This window comes from Pseudomonas sp. St316, assembly GCF_018325905.1.
Taxonomy (GTDB): domain Bacteria; phylum Pseudomonadota; class Gammaproteobacteria; order Pseudomonadales; family Pseudomonadaceae; genus Aquipseudomonas.
Genome location: NZ_AP021901.1, coordinates 4,462,738 through 4,475,526 on the forward strand (window position 1 = coordinate 4,462,738; position 12,789 = coordinate 4,475,526).

Here is a 12,789-nt window from a genome sequence, read left to right on the forward strand (position 1 = left end):
ACAGATGGAAGTAAGCTTGAAACCAAGATGGGGGCAGCCTTGAAAAAAAACAAGCGCTAAGACACGTCTAAAACGCGCTAAAAGCAAAGGGGCCCGAAGGCCCCTTCTTTGTTCCGGCAGCGGGACGCTTTAAGCGTCCGGTGCGGCCTTGGCAGCCGGCTCACTGTTTTCATAGATATACAGTGGCTTGGACTTGCCTTCTATAACGCTTTCATCGATCACGACTTTACTCACCTCGGACTGCGAGGGGATTTCATACATCGTGTCGAGCAATACGCCTTCGAGAATCGAGCGCAATCCACGGGCACCGGTCTTACGCTCCAGGGCACGTTTAGCGACCGATTTCAGCGCGTCGGAACGGAATTCCAGGTCTACACCTTCCATTTCGAACAGCTTGGCATACTGCTTGGTCAGGGCATTTTTCGGCTCGGTCAGGATCTGCATCAACGCCGCCTCATCCAACTCGTCCAGCGTCGCCAGGACCGGCAGACGACCGACGAATTCCGGGATCAGACCGAACTTGACCAAATCGTCAGGCTCGACTTCACGCAGGGACTCACCGACTTTCTTGCCTTCTTCCTTGCTGCGCACTTCGGCGTTGAAACCAATGCCGCCACGGGTGGAACGGTTCTGAATAACCTTTTCCAGGCCGGAGAACGCACCACCGCAGATGAACAGGATGTTACGGGTGTCGACTTGCAGGAATTCCTGCTGCGGATGCTTGCGACCACCTTGGGGTGGAACGGAAGCGACCGTACCTTCGATCAACTTGAGCAAGGCCTGCTGCACGCCCTCACCGGAAACATCCCGGGTGATGGACGGGTTGTCGGACTTGCGGGAAATCTTGTCGATTTCGTCGATATAGACAATGCCCATCTGGGCCTTTTCCACATCGTAGTCGCACTTCTGCAACAACTTCTGAATGATGTTCTCGACGTCTTCACCTACATAACCAGCCTCGGTGAGGGTGGTTGCGTCGGCGATGGTGAACGGAACGTTCAGCAAGCGGGCCAGGGTTTCGGCAAGCAAGGTCTTACCCGAGCCTGTCGGGCCGATCAGCAGGATGTTGCTCTTGCCGAGTTCGACCTCGTCATTCTTCTTGTCACGCTGGTTCAGGCGCTTGTAGTGGTTGTACACCGCTACGGCCAGTACCTTTTTCGCACGCTCCTGACCAATCACATACTGATCAAGGATGCCGCTGATTTCTTTAGGCGAAGGCAATTTATGCGCGCTGCTCTCGGCCTGGGCTTCCTGCACCTCCTCGCGGATGATGTCATTGCACAGGTCGACGCACTCGTCGCAAATGAAGACCGAGGGGCCGGCAATCAATTTGCGCACTTCATGCTGGCTTTTGCCACAGAAGGAGCAATAAAGCAGTTTGCCGTTGTCCTCGCCGTTGCGGGTGTCAGTCATTCGATCGATCCAAATCCGATAGGCTTGCAACACAAGATGAAGGCAATTGCGGGCTTTTTCAAGCCCGCAGGCGGCCGGTCATCCCAACCACCTGCATATTGAGCGGCTTAGGCAGGCATTTGACGCTTGTTGATCACGGAGTCGATCAGGCCATATTCGGCCGCACGCTCGGCGCTCATGAAGTTGTCACGCTCGGTGTCACGCTCAATGGTTTCGAGGCTTTGGCCGGTATGATGGGCCAGCAACGAGTTCAGGCGCGAACGAATGTGGAGGATTTCCTTGGCATGGATGTCGATATCCGACGCTTGGCCTTGGAAGCCGCCCAATGGCTGGTGAATCATCATCCGCGAGTTAGGCAGGCAGTGACGCTTGCCCGCTGCGCCGCCAGCGAGCAGGAAAGCGCCCATGCTGCAGGCCTGGCCGATGCAGATGGTGGAAACGTCAGGCTTGATGAACTGCATGGTGTCGTAGATCGACATGCCCGCAGTCACCGAACCACCAGGTGAGTTGATGTACAGATGGATATCCTTGTCCGGGTTTTCCGCTTCAAGGAACAGCAATTGCGCCGCGACCAGGTTGGCCATGTAGTCTTCAACGGGGCCGATCAGGAAGATGACGCGTTCCTTGAGCAGACGCGAGTAGATGTCATAGGCACGTTCGCCACGGGCGGACTGCTCGATAACCATCGGGACCAGGCCGCCTGCGGCTTGGATGTCAGAGCTCTGCTGATAAAAAGAATTGCGGGACATGTCTCGCAGTCACTCCCAAATAGTTATGTCTTGAATACGCATAAGCCAGCGCGAAGGCTGGCTTATGGGTGTTTATTTCTTACCGCAGAACCATCAATCGGCTTGTGGAGCTTCCACCGGCTTGACCGCTTCTTCGTAAGAGACCGCTTTATCGGTCACGCTAGCTTTCTGCAGAACAGTATCCACAACTTGCTCTTCCAGCACAACCGAACGAACTTCGTTCAGTTGCTGGTCGTTCTTGTAGTACCAGGACACAACCTGCTCAGGCTCTTGGTAGGCCGAAGCCATTTCCTGGATCAGCTCGCGAACGCGGGCTTCGTCAGGCTTGAGCTCGAACTGCTTGACCACTTCGGCGACGATCAGACCCAGCACGACGCGGCGCTTGGCTTGCTCTTCGAACAGCTCGGCAGGCAGTTGATCCGGCTTGATGTTGCCGCCGAACTGCTGAACAGCCTGCACGCGCAGACGGTTCACTTCGTTGTCCAGCAGGGCCTTTGGCACTTCGATCGGGTTGGAAGCCAGCAGACCGTCCATGACCTGGTTCTTGACCTTGGACTTGATGGCCTGGCGCAGCTCACGCTCCATGTTCTTGCGAACTTCGGTGCGGAAACCTTCCAGACCGGTTTCCTTGATGCCGAACTGGGCGAAGAACTCTTCGTTCAGCTCAGGCAGTTTCGGCTCGGAAACAGTGTTGACGGTCACGGTGAACTCGGCGGCTTTGCCAGCCAGGTCCAGGTTCTGGTAGTCCTCAGGGAAGGTCACGTTCAGCACGCGCTCTTCACCGGCCTTGGCGCCAACCAGGCCGTCTTCGAAGCCAGGAATCATGCGACCGGAACCCAGTACCAGCTGGGTAGCCTTGGCGGAACCGCCCGCGAACACTTCACCGTCGACCTTGCCGACGAAATCGATGTTCAGTTGGTCTTCGTTCTGGGCAGCGCGCTCAGTCACTTCGAAACGGGTGTTCTGCTTGCGCAGGATGTCCAGCATCTTGTCCAGGTCGGCATCCGACACGTCAGCGCTCAGGCGCTCGACAGCGATGGATTCGAAACCGGCAACCGTGAACTCAGGGAACACTTCGAACGTGGCGACGAACTCCAGGTCCTTGCCTTTTTCCAGCACTTTAGGCTCGACGGACGGAGCACCGGCCGGGTTCAGCTTCTGCTCGACGACCGCTTCGTAGAACGAAGACTGGATCACATCGCCCACGGCTTCCTGACGCGCATCAGCTTCGTAACGCTGACGGATCACGCTCATTGGCACTTTGCCTGGGCGGAAACCTGGGATTTTGGCCTTTTGGGCAGTCTGCTGCAGACGCTTGTTGACCTGAGTCTCGATGCGCTCAGCCGGCACGGTGATGCTCATGCGGCGCTCAAGAGCAGAAGTATTTTCAACAGAAACTTGCATGGATATTCCTCGTTGCACAGACGTTGGCCGGGCGTTTCCGACCCCAGAATCAAGGGCATGCATTCTAGTAGGTCAAACTCAAGAAGTCACCCTACTGAAAACGCGCTGGAAACAGGCGCCGGATTTAGGACGGGGCAAACGATCATGCCCCACCCGGATTGCAAATACAGTCGATCCAGCCCAGGGCTCTGCGCCAACGCTTCTATATATAGAAGCGGCTTGCCCGGTCATGCAGCTCACAGCCCCACAAGGAGACCGACGGACATACCGCGCATCATCACGAAACACATTCGCGACGAGCCGACCGCTGCGCGCAGCTCCAAAAAACCGTACCGACGCCAAACACGGAACCACTGAAAACAAAAACGGCGCAGCCCTTTTCAGGTACTGCGCCGTTTTCTGCTATTTAAATAGCAACTTGTATGGTGCGGACGGAGAGACTCGAACTCTCACACCTTGCGGCGCTGGAACCTAAATCATGCGCCTTTAGGTAAAGACAAGCAATATCAATAGGTTACGACGCCCGCAATCGTCACAACCGTTCAGTATTTGCGCTTCGTGTCACACTGTACCACGACGTGCGACACATTTCTTTCACAGCCCTCCTCCGGCGTTCTGCCGACCGATCACTCCCAAAATTCCTACAGCTCGTCGCCTCATCATCGTCCGAACCATACCGCCTCGATTACTGTATATCCAAACAGTATAAACAAGGCGCGGTCATGGACCCCTCAGAAATCGAAGACACCAACGACTGGCTGGGTTGCCCCACACCATTGGAGATGTACAGGCATTCCTGTCACGTGCTTGAGAATGAAGTGCAGGAACTCACCACCCAGCTACGCAAGGCGCGCAGGGACATTTTTGGATTGGTGGAAATGCATGCGGCCGAGGCCAAGGAGTGCGCCAGGCTTCGGGCGGAGCTGGAAAAGGCGAGATGGGCGTGGAATTCCGAGCACCTTCGATATGTCGAACTGAAGAACGCGTCGAGTGGTGAGCGTGTGGCGCATACCACGCTTATCGCCGAGCTGCACCGCCGGCTCAAGGTTTATGAAGGGGATAGACTTCCCGATGACATAATCCCGAGCCCGCAGCCAAGGTGACTACAGGAACAGGCGTCATGTGTGGACGACTCTCGCAATACACAGGCATCCACGACTTTGTGGCAGTACTGAGCATGCCCAATGCGATGGTCAATTCTGCCGGCGACCTGCCGCTGGAGCGTTACAACGCCGCGCCGTCGCAACAGCTCGCCCTGCTCTATCAGGAAAACGATACGCTCCACGCCGATCTGGTGCGCTGGGGCTGGCGACCGCATTGGGCCAAAGACCGGGCGCCGCCGATCAACGCCAGGGTTGAAAAGGTTGCCCACGGCCCCTTCTACCGACCGATCTGGCCGCACCGCGCTATCACGCCGATCAACAACTGGTTCGAGTGGGTCGATGAGGGTGGGCCGAAGAAACAGCCCTACCTGATCCGTCGGCGGGACCTGGCGCCGATCTTCTGCGCCGCCATCGGCCAATTCCCCACGGCAGGCCGGGAGCCGGGCGAGCACGACGGCTTCGTCATCATCACCGCCGACAGCCAAGGCGGCATGATCGATATCCACGACCGGCGGCCCGTGGTGCTGAACCCGGAACTGGCCCGGGAATGGCTCGACCCGGCCACACCACCGGAGCGAGCCGAACAGATGGTCCTTCACCAAGGAGAGCCGGCCGAGGCCTTCGAGTGGTACAAAGTCGACCGGGCCGTCGGCAACGTGCGTAACCAAGGGCCCGAGCTGATCAGGCCTATCACTGATCCAATGCCCTGATGTACGCCTGGCACGCCTTCAATGCGATCAGCCCCCGGTCGCCGTCGTCGGTGATGCTGATAATTCGTTGAGCATGCGCTGGGTCAAGTTGGGCTCGACGGGCTCCATGAACCACGCCGCCGGCGCCGGAGGCGGCAGGCACTGGGCTGCAACTGGCTGGATCCTCGAGGAGGACTGACAACCGCAAATCAGAAGTGGCAAGGCGATCGCGCAGGCGAGCCTGATTGGTTTGAGCATCGGTCAGTTCCTTGTGGTGGGTTTGGTCGCTGGTCGCGAGCTGCTGTTCCAGGGCAAGCCGCTTGTCCTGGGCTGCGCGGGCCTGGGTGGCGGCCGCGTTACTGATCTCGGCCAGGTCGTCCTGGTGAAGACCGGCCTGCTCCGCCAGCCTCATGCCGTACCGCCAGTCCTGGACCTTCCAGACGCTGACGACGGTGATCAGCATTAGGAGCGCAGTACCAATGACTCGCCAAGAAATCGCGATTGGCATCACTCATCCTCCCAAGCTGGAACATCAACGGTTTGACCAGCAAGTGAGTGCGTGCAGTCGCCCAGAAACTGTATCCGCCCATCATTGACGAATGAGTGGCAGATACGCTCTCCATCGGACCAGTTGTAACGCACGAGTACGGAAGGAGTGAACGTTGGCTTATCCACGTCGCCGTTCCAGCCCCATCGCGGGCCGTCGCCAGCACCGTGCATGATGCGATGCACCATGTCGCAGCCTGGGCACTCGAACCAAAGGCTGCCCTCTTCCGTGGTAGCTAGCACCCTGGAAACCTTACGGAAGGCTGTCATGGCACGTCCTTGAAGAAAACGTGATTCCCCAGACGCAGCGTCTGCGTGGCCTTGGCCGCCCAGGCCGGCGGCTTCGGCATCGTGGTTGCGTAATAGTGGGACGCACCCCGGGTCATGTCAGGCTCGGTACCGGAGATCACCAGGTCGGCCGCGCGCTGGGCCTGGGCGAACTGCTTCGGCGGGATCGGCTTGGCGCCGCTCAGGAATGGATAGTTGGGGTCGTTCTTGTTCCAGCAACTGAACTGATACGGCGCCAGGCACACGCCGGCATAGCCCTCGCCCCACCATGACTTGGCCCGGCCGTCCTCGACGCGGTTGCGGATCGTCCAGGCCACGGCAATCTGGCCGGCCAGGCCTTCGCCGCGGGCTTCACCCCAAAGCGTGCGGGCCAGGATGTCGCGGTCCTTCTCGGAAACGGTCATAACTTTTCTCCAGGCAAAAAAAATCCCGCTCGATGGCGGGCTGTCGTCAGTTAGTTGCAGCTATGCGGCTTCAGGGCTTGTGACAGAAACGGACAAGTCAATTCCGGTCGTTGGTTGCGTCGGCCATTCAACCTCGGGAGGCCATCCAGATTGCCCGGTGACACGACCAAGAAGAACGGCATACGTTTTCCATCGCTTTAACTGGTCGGTACGGACTGGAAGCTCTTCCAACTCCTCTGGCGTTGCCATTTCCAAATCAATAGCATCGTTGAGCGTGCTGATTCGGTTTGTAAGAGCCAACTTTTGCTCAGCAGCAAGCTGGACAAAACCCCGAAGTTTGGTCGACTGATCAGCCAGTACGTCTCGGGGTGGATTTAGATGTGCCTCAACTTCTGATTCTGTCATGGGAACGAGGTTCGTCAGGATCCACTCGTCTTGAGAACCATCAGCCTCGTAAGCATAGACTTCACCGTCCGGGCTCTTGAAATATTTCATCATCTTAGTTCTCTCCAATTAACCAAAACAGCAGTGCCGTTAGCCGCCGCTACACTATATGTCGACCGGGGGGAATGATGACCATAGGGAACGCCAAATAATTACCGGCGACCCCAGAGTAGTTGCCGTACACCGCCATAGAGCCAACTGTCACGATAATGGTAGTAGCCGCCCCCGAAGCAGGACCAGCCACGCCCGCAAGTTGGATAGGACGCCCGGTTGTGTTGGTGTAAGTTGTTCCGATCGCACGACTGGAAGTAAGATCGGTCCACGACTGCCCCACGCCTACGCTGCTTCTATCCACGAAGGAAACAGTCTGCGACTCGCGAGTATACATAGTGCCAGTTGTCACGTTTATTGCGATTTGTCCCGCGAGAGTTGAGCTATTAAACCGGTTAACCCAAAGATTATAGGTGCCATATGGCAGCCCTCTTGTGCCTCCCGTAGCGGTAACTACACTGTACATACCGGTTAAAAGTGTAGGCGAATCAAGATCAGAAATAGAGATCGGCACAGATGTGGCCTGGCCTAGGCCGTAAGCGTTGATGCTACCGGTCCCACCCTGAGCGATGCTCAGCGGAGTTGTAAGCCCGGTCAAAGAAGTGATGTCGGGGTTAGCACCAGACTTTGCCGCGCCCAACGTGGCCCGGCCAGCCGCTGCATCTTGGTCGTTAAGCATCCCCTGCATAAAGGCCGACAAATCCGTGATGCCGGTGCCGCCTTTGTTCACCGGCAACAAGTCGTAGTTCCCAGTGGTCTTCAGGGCAGCGAGCTGAGCGCCGTAGGTGTTGACGATCGCACGCAAGGCATCGGCCGAATCCTTGACGTAGCCTTGCATGGGGGCCAGCGCGTAACTACCGCCAGATGCCGTTGCACCCATGTACGGCGGATCGATGGAGATAGCTGTGTTACTCGCAACGTTTGTCACTTCGTACCAGCGACCGTCTGGGCCGCGAAAGGCATCGCCGACCCGGCAGTTCACGATAAACGCAGTTCCCGTGCCGGTGACGGCATTGGAATTCAGGGTGACGGAGACCGTCCCAGTTTTATACCAGGGCATGAGCTATTGTCCTTTACTAATTGACGAAGCGTTTGGCAAATAACGCGGGCAGATGAAAATCGAACGGGTTACCAAATGCTCCAGTTACCGCCCAAAGCCTGTTAGCCGGCCAATCCCACCAGCTACCTATGGTTCGACCAACGTTGTCGGCGGAAATTAGTTTCATGCCGAACTGATTGATCATCTGGAACTCGGTATTATCGAATGCAAAATCAATCGTGTAATAGTTGAAGTAGTAGGTCGTTTCACTTTGAACACTTTTTGCATAAGTCCAATTCTGAGCTGATCTAGTAAATCTCGCAGCAGGGGTGCCGGAATCGAACAGGACATTCCCAGTCCCGTCCCATAGACGCATGCCAAATTGGGCTACTTGCTGGCCTCCGAACTGACAGGCGAACCAATCGCCAGGTGCAAACTGCTGTATTCCAACGTAGCCTGGCGCGACCACAAAGCCGGTCCAATTTCCTGGAGATCCAATTGGGGCGAATCCTCCAATTCGCCCTACCAGACCGTTTCCTGGGTTATTAAGCCTGACGAATATTAGTGGAGGCTCCTGCGTTGTTACCGCTATTGGGAAGTAGTTTTCTGATTGGACGTTTGCCGCAAGCGGACCGCTCGCAATAACGCACATTCTCGCCAATTCAGAATCCAGCACTACAGTTCCGCTTGTATTGGTGAACTGAAGTCCATAGCTCATTTGAACCTCACGACAATCAATCGCATTGTTCCTGACGATACGTTCATTACTGCTGAGTTTCCCGTCATATAGTTGTAAACAATGACAGTTCCATTGTCCTGCATGGCCGCTTCGTGCTGCCTTGCGTTGTCGCTGTAGGCGCCAATAGGAACGAGAATTGCCACAGAGTTGGTGGTATTACATCCCGGAGCAGAAAACGTCTGGCTTTGCTTGGCACTACCTGCGAACGTCACCAGGTAAGTAGCTGCAGCTCTCATCGTGAATGAGTTCTCATCCAGCTGAAGCGCCCCATCGGCGCCCCATATCCGCATTCCATAAGCCATGTCTTACCCCAAATAACCCAGACGAACACGCAAGACGTTGTTGCCGTCGTACACAGAAACGCTTTGTGAGTTGATTACCAGCCGCCCCTGGCCAGGCACGACGCCATTGATTTCAAGGGTCCCATCCTTGTTCAAGATCCACCCAGACTGGCCCGCGACATAGTTCGTCGAGCTGATGTAGCTGCCGATCTTGGCGTTGGTGATGGTGCCGTCCTGGATGAAAGTCGGGCCCAGGAAAACCTGCCCACCCTGAACCGCAAACGGCACCGAGATGGCGCCGCCCGCAATGGTGTTGACGATGGCGAACCGATCAGCACTGACAAGGAACTGGCTTTGCAGGCCTGCCGGACCGTTTTCAATGCCCAGGCCCACCCCGGCGACGATGTATTGCCCGGTACCGGAGTTGTACTGCATCTTCACGGACCAGTTCGCCGTCACCTTGCCGTTCACGTCGTTGATGATTGACGTGTTCTGCTGGATGGCGGTTTGCTGATCGCCCACGGTGGTGCTGAGCTGGGACAGCTGCTGTGCTGTGGCCTGCTGATTGGTGACCACTACTTCTTCAAGTAGGGTGACATTCGCCGCGTTGTCGGCCACCTGTGCATCCAAGGTGGTCAGGCGCCGGGCCGAGGCTTCATTTTCAGAGGCTCGAACGCTGCTCTCCGATGCGATAGCCGCCGTGCTGGTCCATCCCTTGATGGCATCGACCAGATCGCCCTCCCCATTGTCGTCGCGATAGGACGCCCGCAACGCCTCGAAGGCCGTGGCCTGGGCGGTGACCACGCCGTCGATCTCCGCGATATCAGTGGTATTGGTCGCCACCTGCTGCGCCAGGCCGTTGGCCGTCGACACCGATTGACCGACGTCTATCCAGTAAGTCGCATTGGGCGGTGGCGTATTGGTCGGCACCTGGATCTTCGCTTGATAGATCCTGCCGTCCTCCACAACCATCTGACCAATCTCATAGACCTCACCCGGCTTGTAGTCCGACAGCCCGTCGAGCGCGTCGATCTGGTCCTGGAGGCCGGGAATCAGGTTGATCTTGTCGATGATGTCCTGGCCGAGCTCCGTTTCGCCAATCTGCCCTTCGATCAAGTCCAGGATCGGCCCCGCGTCTGAACTGGCCAGGCCAAGCACTCCATTGACGACTGGGTAGAACGGCCCGATGTTGCCGGTCCGGTCCACCAGGCGAGCCCAGAAGAAGAACGAGGTGCCCGCCAGCAGGCTTTGCAGGTTGTAGTCACCCTGGGGGTAGGCCAGGTCGGCCAGCTTCGTGGCTGCCGCCAGGTCGTTCGCTGGGCCGTACCAGATCTCCGTCCTCTGCGTGTCTTCGGCACCAGCAGGGAAACCCCACTTGAGGCCGATGCCGAACAGCAACGACGTGGCGGTCAGGAACGACACCGCCGGCGGCAGGCCCTCCTTACCCTTCAGGTCTGTGAGCACAGAGTTGCGCCAGATCGACGAGATATCGAAGGCGCTCACCGCCCGCACGCGAGCCACGTAGGCGCCGGCATAGATCCCGACGACGTCCACACTGGTCGAGCCGGTGCGGGCGACCTTGACCCAGTTGCCGCTGTCCTTGCGCCACTCCACGTCATAGGCCACGGCCCCGGACACAGCAGGCCAGGCGATAGTCATCGTGGCAACGGCGATGCCCTGGGAGACCGCCGAGGCCGCCGTCAGGGTGACGCTCGCAGGCGCCGGAACCACCGTGATCGGAATCGCGCTGATTGGTCGGTCTTCCAGTCGGGCACCGGTATCGATGTACCCGAATTTGCTTGGCTCGTACTGAAGAGCACTGATTTCAAAGTCGCCCTCTGTCGTGCGCTTGGTCCTGAGCACGCGGTAGAGCGGGATCGCCAAGTCATCGGCATCCAGCGCCCATTGCAGTTGGGCCCGGGGCGCCTCGCTATAGGCGACGGTCACGGTCACTGCACGGCCAGCGACACTTTCCACGGTGCGCCCTTCTGCGCGCCCGCCTGGCAGGTTGATGATCAGTCGGTCCCCGGCCTTCGCCTGGGTGTCACGGTCCAAAGTCACGACGCGGCCAGCAACCGCCGCGATACGCCCGCCGATCTCCCGGCCGGCCAGCAACGAGTCGGCCACCGGGATGATGTGCCCGGGCAGAGGAATCACGCCCTCCATGCCGGTCTTGAACGTGACAGTGCGGTCCAGGTTGTTGCTCAGGATCGCCCACTTGCCCCGGCGCTGCGCCTCGGACGCACGGGTGCAGCCGATGGCGCTCAGCTCGGTTGGCCGGTCCCCGTAACGGCGCTGAAGGCTCAGGTCAGAAAACGGAATGACGTCGGTGTCATAGTTGTTCGCCGGGTTGTCGTAGCTCACCAGCGCCCGGGTGTACCGAGTCTTCGCCGACGCGCTGCCATACGAGAATTTCCCTTCGATGACGTTCGCCCGGGTGAAGACGTAGTCGAAGTCCTGCGCCCGCGGCATATCGGCCTGCATGATCAACTGGCCTTGGGCCCAGTAGGTCATGCCGCGATAGATAGCGGAGATATCCCGCAACAACGTCCAGGCATCGGCCTTGCCCTGCAGGTTCATATCGCATAGGAACCGTGGCTCTGTCCCGCCCAGGCCATCCGGAACCAGCTGATCGCAGTACTGCGCGATCCGGTACAGCTCCCACTTGTCCACCATAAACGGCTTGATTCGCTTGCCCAGCCCGAAACGTTCCTCGGTGCAGATGCCATAGGTGATCCAGGCCGGATTATTGGTCCAGGCCTGCTTCATGGTGCCGTCCCATGTGCCGGTGTAGGTCCGGGCAATTGGGTCGTAGTTGCTGGGGACTTGCCATTTCCGACCCTTGCACTTCACGGTGACAGACGGAATGTTGGTGAACTGCTCGGCGTCGAACTCGATGTAGAGCAGCGCGGTGTTGGGGTAGCGCAGCTTGACGTCGATGACCTCGGTAAAGCCCGCGATCAGCATCGTGTCCGCGATGCGGTTGCTGTTCTGGTTTGGCGTGATGCGGCGCACGCGGATCTGCCAGCCGGTGATTGCCTCGGGCAGGTCTACACGCCTGGAGCGCTCGTAGCGGGTGGTTGTCTTGCCGTCCACGGCTTCACTCAGCACCTGCTGATAAGCACCACCGTCGGTAGCCACGTCGATGGCGTACTCGATGCGGTAGCCGCCGACGTTCCCTTCGGTGTCCTGCTGCTGGAGCGCGGTCCAGGCGAAGCGCACGCGCACGGCGGACAGCTGGGTATTAGTGACAGACCGGACCCATGCCGCATCGCTGCGCAGCTCGATATTCAGGGAGGTCTCATTCTCGACCGACGGAATCCCAGGGATATAGGTCTGATCGACCGAGCCCGAGCGCCACTCCCACTTCACGTTCGGGAAGTTGACGTTGCCACTGGCGTCGTTGATCGGCGTATTGTCCAAGAAGATGTCCGCCGCTGTAGGCGTACCTTCGAATTCACCCTCGCCTACAGCTATCAGGATCTTCGCCAGGTTCGTCGAGCGCAGGTTGTCACTGGCTTCCCTCGGCGACTTGGGCTTGCTGCTGCCGCCTTTCTCGCCGTGGATCTCGATCTTCTGTGCTGCGCCCATGCTTTCCTCCAGGCGAAAAAAAACCGCCTCATGGGCGGCCTGCTTGAT

13 protein-coding genes are annotated in these 12,789 nt (G+C 58.2%); 2 read left to right on the forward strand and 11 right to left on the reverse strand.

The features are described from left to right. Positions 1-129: 129 nt before the first annotated feature. From clpX to tig, 3 genes are all read right to left on the reverse strand, one after another. Positions 130-1,413, reverse strand: coding sequence for an ATP-dependent Clp protease ATP-binding subunit ClpX (gene clpX / locus KI237_RS19655; RefSeq protein WP_024778305.1), 1,284 nt, complete (start codon positions 1,411-1,413; stop codon positions 130-132). A gap of 107 nt (positions 1,414-1,520) precedes the next feature. Continuing rightward, on the reverse strand, positions 1,521-2,162 hold the full coding sequence (gene clpP / locus KI237_RS19660) for an ATP-dependent Clp endopeptidase proteolytic subunit ClpP (protein ID WP_003183177.1): 642 nt from the start codon (positions 2,160-2,162) through the stop codon (positions 1,521-1,523). Positions 2,163-2,255: 93 nt separating this feature from the next. Further along, positions 2,256-3,566, reverse strand: a complete 1,311-nt coding sequence (gene tig / locus KI237_RS19665) for a trigger factor (protein ID WP_003199860.1) — start codon at positions 3,564-3,566, stop codon at positions 2,256-2,258. Positions 3,567-4,288: 722 nt separating this feature from the next. Between tig and KI237_RS19670 the strand changes: the two genes are divergently transcribed. Together KI237_RS19670 and KI237_RS19675 are read left to right on the forward strand one after the other, a co-directional pair. After that, positions 4,289-4,669, forward strand: coding sequence for a hypothetical protein (locus KI237_RS19670; protein WP_212796667.1), 381 nt, complete (start codon positions 4,289-4,291; stop codon positions 4,667-4,669). A gap of 17 nt (positions 4,670-4,686) precedes the next feature. Beyond that, positions 4,687-5,379, forward strand: coding sequence for an SOS response-associated peptidase family protein (locus tag KI237_RS19675; protein ID WP_212796668.1), 693 nt, complete (start codon positions 4,687-4,689; stop codon positions 5,377-5,379). On the opposite strand, the gene KI237_RS19680 is transcribed toward KI237_RS19675, so the two are convergent. The 8 genes from KI237_RS19680 to KI237_RS19715 are packed head-to-tail and all read right to left on the reverse strand — an operon-like array spanning position 5,360 to position 12,741. Then, entirely contained in the window at positions 5,360-5,821 is a 462-nt protein-coding gene (locus tag KI237_RS19680; protein ID WP_249410644.1) for a lysis system i-spanin subunit Rz, read from the reverse strand. The two genes, KI237_RS19675 and KI237_RS19680, sit on opposite strands and share 20 nt — an antisense overlap. 44 nt (positions 5,822-5,865) lie before the next feature. Continuing rightward, complete coding sequence (locus KI237_RS19685; protein ID WP_212796670.1) at positions 5,866-6,174, reverse strand: ubiquitination-like system serine protease family protein; 309 nt, start codon at positions 6,172-6,174, stop codon at positions 5,866-5,868. Then, positions 6,171-6,596, reverse strand: a complete 426-nt coding sequence (locus KI237_RS19690) for a cell wall hydrolase (protein WP_212796671.1) — start codon at positions 6,594-6,596, stop codon at positions 6,171-6,173. Before KI237_RS19690 ends, KI237_RS19685 begins: the two co-directional genes overlap by 4 nt. Positions 6,597-6,656: 60 nt before the next feature. Then, the gene (locus tag KI237_RS19695) at positions 6,657-7,094 is read right to left on the reverse strand and encodes a tail fiber assembly protein (RefSeq protein WP_212796672.1); all 438 of its coding nucleotides are present in this window, start codon (positions 7,092-7,094) and stop codon (positions 6,657-6,659) included. A gap of 46 nt (positions 7,095-7,140) precedes the next feature. Continuing rightward, positions 7,141-8,151 (reverse strand): hypothetical protein, encoded by a 1,011-nt coding sequence (locus KI237_RS30595; protein WP_249410645.1) that lies wholly within the window; start codon positions 8,149-8,151, stop codon positions 7,141-7,143. 16 nt (positions 8,152-8,167) lie between these two features. Continuing rightward, on the reverse strand, positions 8,168-8,848 hold the full coding sequence (locus KI237_RS19705; RefSeq protein ID WP_212796673.1) for a hypothetical protein: 681 nt from the start codon (positions 8,846-8,848) through the stop codon (positions 8,168-8,170). Further along, positions 8,845-9,159: a hypothetical protein gene (locus KI237_RS19710; RefSeq protein WP_212800664.1), complete on the reverse strand. Its 315-nt coding sequence runs from the start codon at positions 9,157-9,159 to the stop codon at positions 8,845-8,847. The genes KI237_RS19705 and KI237_RS19710 overlap by 4 nt, the downstream gene beginning before the upstream one ends. A gap of 15 nt (positions 9,160-9,174) precedes the next feature. Then, on the reverse strand, positions 9,175-12,741 hold the full coding sequence (locus tag KI237_RS19715) for a TipJ family phage tail tip protein (RefSeq protein WP_212796674.1): 3,567 nt from the start codon (positions 12,739-12,741) through the stop codon (positions 9,175-9,177). Positions 12,742-12,789 lie beyond the last annotated feature (48 nt).

What these genes read in the sequence shown, in the direction of transcription:
- clpX (WP_024778305.1), bottom strand. Translation starts at nt 1,413, where the DNA reads ATGACTGACACCCGCAACGGCGAGGACAACGGCAAACTGCTTTATTGC.
- clpP (WP_003183177.1), bottom strand. Translation starts at nt 2,162, where the DNA reads ATGTCCCGCAATTCTTTTTATCAGCAGAGCTCTGACATCCAAGCCGCA.
- tig (WP_003199860.1), bottom strand. Translation starts at nt 3,566, where the DNA reads ATGCAAGTTTCTGTTGAAAATACTTCTGCTCTTGAGCGCCGCATGAGC.
- KI237_RS19670 (WP_212796667.1), top strand. Translation starts at nt 4,289, where the DNA reads ATGGACCCCTCAGAAATCGAAGACACCAACGACTGGCTGGGTTGCCCC.
- KI237_RS19675 (WP_212796668.1), top strand. Translation starts at nt 4,687, where the DNA reads ATGTGTGGACGACTCTCGCAATACACAGGCATCCACGACTTTGTGGCA.
- KI237_RS19680 (WP_249410644.1), bottom strand. Translation starts at nt 5,821, where the DNA reads ATGCTGATCACCGTCGTCAGCGTCTGGAAGGTCCAGGACTGGCGGTAC.
- KI237_RS19685 (WP_212796670.1), bottom strand. Translation starts at nt 6,174, where the DNA reads ATGACAGCCTTCCGTAAGGTTTCCAGGGTGCTAGCTACCACGGAAGAG.
- KI237_RS19690 (WP_212796671.1), bottom strand. Translation starts at nt 6,596, where the DNA reads ATGACCGTTTCCGAGAAGGACCGCGACATCCTGGCCCGCACGCTTTGG.
- KI237_RS19695 (WP_212796672.1), bottom strand. Translation starts at nt 7,094, where the DNA reads ATGATGAAATATTTCAAGAGCCCGGACGGTGAAGTCTATGCTTACGAG.
- KI237_RS30595 (WP_249410645.1), bottom strand. Translation starts at nt 8,151, where the DNA reads ATGCCCTGGTATAAAACTGGGACGGTCTCCGTCACCCTGAATTCCAAT.
- KI237_RS19705 (WP_212796673.1), bottom strand. Translation starts at nt 8,848, where the DNA reads ATGAGCTATGGACTTCAGTTCACCAATACAAGCGGAACTGTAGTGCTG.
- KI237_RS19710 (WP_212800664.1), bottom strand. Translation starts at nt 9,159, where the DNA reads ATGCGGATATGGGGCGCCGATGGGGCGCTTCAGCTGGATGAGAACTCA.
- KI237_RS19715 (WP_212796674.1), bottom strand. Translation starts at nt 12,741, where the DNA reads ATGGGCGCAGCACAGAAGATCGAGATCCACGGCGAGAAAGGCGGCAGC.